The 2,445-nt window shown below is 37.1% G+C and carries 2 protein-coding genes; both read right to left on the reverse strand.

The window, feature by feature from the left end; translation table 11 throughout:
* On the reverse strand, positions 1–538 hold a 538-nt coding region (locus tag DNJ75_RS14650; protein WP_157968394.1), incomplete at its 3' end, for a hypothetical protein.
* A gap of 12 nt (positions 539–550) precedes the next feature.
* Positions 551–2,445: RHS repeat domain-containing protein (locus DNJ75_RS14655; RefSeq protein ID WP_206609126.1), on the reverse strand; the 1,895-nt coding region annotated here is incomplete at its 5' end.

The following is a 2,445-nucleotide window of genomic DNA, read 5'->3' on the forward strand; positions in this document are numbered from 1 at the left end:
TAACGGTTGGTGCTACTGGAATACTATTATCCGCAGAAGCACTGTAGATAATAGAGCTAACATTTCCATTAGCATCATAAACAAATTTTGTTTTTGAACTATTATCGGTTTGTTCTGTCTCTCTTAGTCCATTAGCATAATAGGTATAATTCGTTGTACCAAGCTCAGGATCAGTTTGTGACATTAACCAATCTAAATAAGTTACATCATATGTGTAACCTCTGCCAAGTTTAGTCTGTTGGTCTTTGATAGCTAATAACCTACCATTTGTATCATATTCACTGTCGAGCCAAATAGTGCTAACACCATTCACCACAAAACTATTACTTATCAGTTGTGGAGAGCCAAAACCTTGTTTATAGATATACTCTTGCTCATGACCGTTAGGATCAGTTACCACTTTGTTTGAGTGCGTATATGAAGTGCTTTCATTGCTACGATATCCTCCATAACTCGCTGTCCACGTATAGCTTGCAAAGCAATTAACGGCAATAAATAGACTAAAAAAAGCAAAAGATAATTTTGTTAATATTTTCATCTCATTACCCCTCTAAAACGATGCCGTATCTTTAACTAGTTGAATCGGGCGATTTAAGACATCATTTGTATAAATATCACCAACAGTGCATTGTGCAATATCTCGACAAGGATAACTGGCAAAGTGCCTATTATTCATGGGGTCATATTTATTGACCTGAACAATTGTATCTGCTGGATTACTATCGCTTACCGTTGAGTTAATCACACGCCCAAAGCCATCATAGTTAGTGGTTGTGACGGCTTGTCCTTGTGCTTTCTTAACAGTTAGCCCATGATTTGTATATGTATAAGTAATAGGATTCCCAATCGGTGGTGTAACAGATGTTAAGCGCCCCATTGCATCATAGCTATACTTCGTCACATTGCCTTTAGCATCGGCCTTTGTTAACACAAGACCACGGTAATCATAGGTATAAGTGGTTGAGTTGCCATTGGGATCAATCACTGTTTGTGGTTGTCCATTGACATAATTTAGATATTGCTTTTTATTGCCACTAGCGTCGGTTTCAGAGGCTATATTACCTTTGGCATCATAACTATACGTTGTTGTGACACCATTGACTGTCGAAGCCGTTAAATATCCTTCTGTGTCATAGGTATTAACAACACTTTGTACCACTTTACCTGCGCTATCAGTGACTGTAACAGTTGCAGGTTTAACCATATGCCCATGGGTGCTTGACGCCTCTAACACAAAATAAGTTGATTTGGTTGTGCGCGTCTCTCCATTTGATGCTGTCTCTACGATTGTCTGTGGATATAGAAAGCTATTAAAATCACTAAAAACTTTAGATGTTGTGACACCATCCTGTGTGATTGTCTGTTTAGTTAATACCGGAACACCTGATATATCTGTCCACGTATTTTCTTCATCGTAATAGACGTTACCATTTTTATCTTCAATCAAATGCTTATCGTAAGCACCTTTGTTATTGTTAAGTTCTCCATTAGTTGAAGCAATATAGTGGTAAATATCTTTTGAGCCATCGGTGTGGGTGATAATATGATCACCATTAACAACGCTATAGGTCTCTGTTTCATTGACAGATAAATTGGCACCTGAATAGGTGATGCTTGAGCTGTTTAATCCACTATAGACTAAACTGTTTTGTTCAGTTATGGGTCCTGTTGCTCCTGATGTAATTGAGTCACCATCTGGAAATGTCATTCCGATTGTATTTGCTCCTGCTGTAAAAGATAGAAATGACCAGTGCCGTTGGGCATTATCTGTAATACCAGTCAATATGTAATTTGTGCACACATAGTATGGGTCATGATCGCGATTCTGATAATAAACTGGATCACCATAATATGTGAAGTCTAATTTGTAGCCACTGGATAACTCTACTTTATTAAGTAAAAATGTAGAGGCACCACCACAAGGTTTAATGTCATCCACATAAGGGCTATAGTAATTATAACTGATATTTGACTTATGATGGTTACTGCTAACAGACATTGTTTCAGTATGATAACCAAAGCTTTGTGAGTATGTTTCTCCTGATGGAGCGTATGCTGTAACTGTTTGGTTTGAGGCGTTTACATATAAATAAAAGTGATCTGTTGATAATCCAGACCCACCATATTTGGGGTAAGTCAGATTATGAACAGTTCCATCCTGTGACAATAAGAAAGCCATATTATAATTTTGAGCTGATTGAAAAGGATTCTGTCCCATGTCAAAAGAAAAAAGACTTGACTGTATAAACTCAGCATAAAAATAAGATGTATTTGGATAATAGTATGGTTTGATGTATATATAGTAATTAAATGTCAATCCATCATCTAAAGGAATGCTAACAATGGGTACTTGCATTACCTTGTTTCCATTCTCTGGCAGAATATGTAGCAATCTATTTTCATTTGATACTGTGCCTAGAGGGTTTACTGGCACTGAAGAATCCC

Source organism: Cysteiniphilum litorale, from assembly GCF_003428165.1.
In the GTDB taxonomy this organism is placed as follows: Bacteria; Pseudomonadota; Gammaproteobacteria; order Francisellales; family Francisellaceae; genus Caedibacter; species Caedibacter litoralis.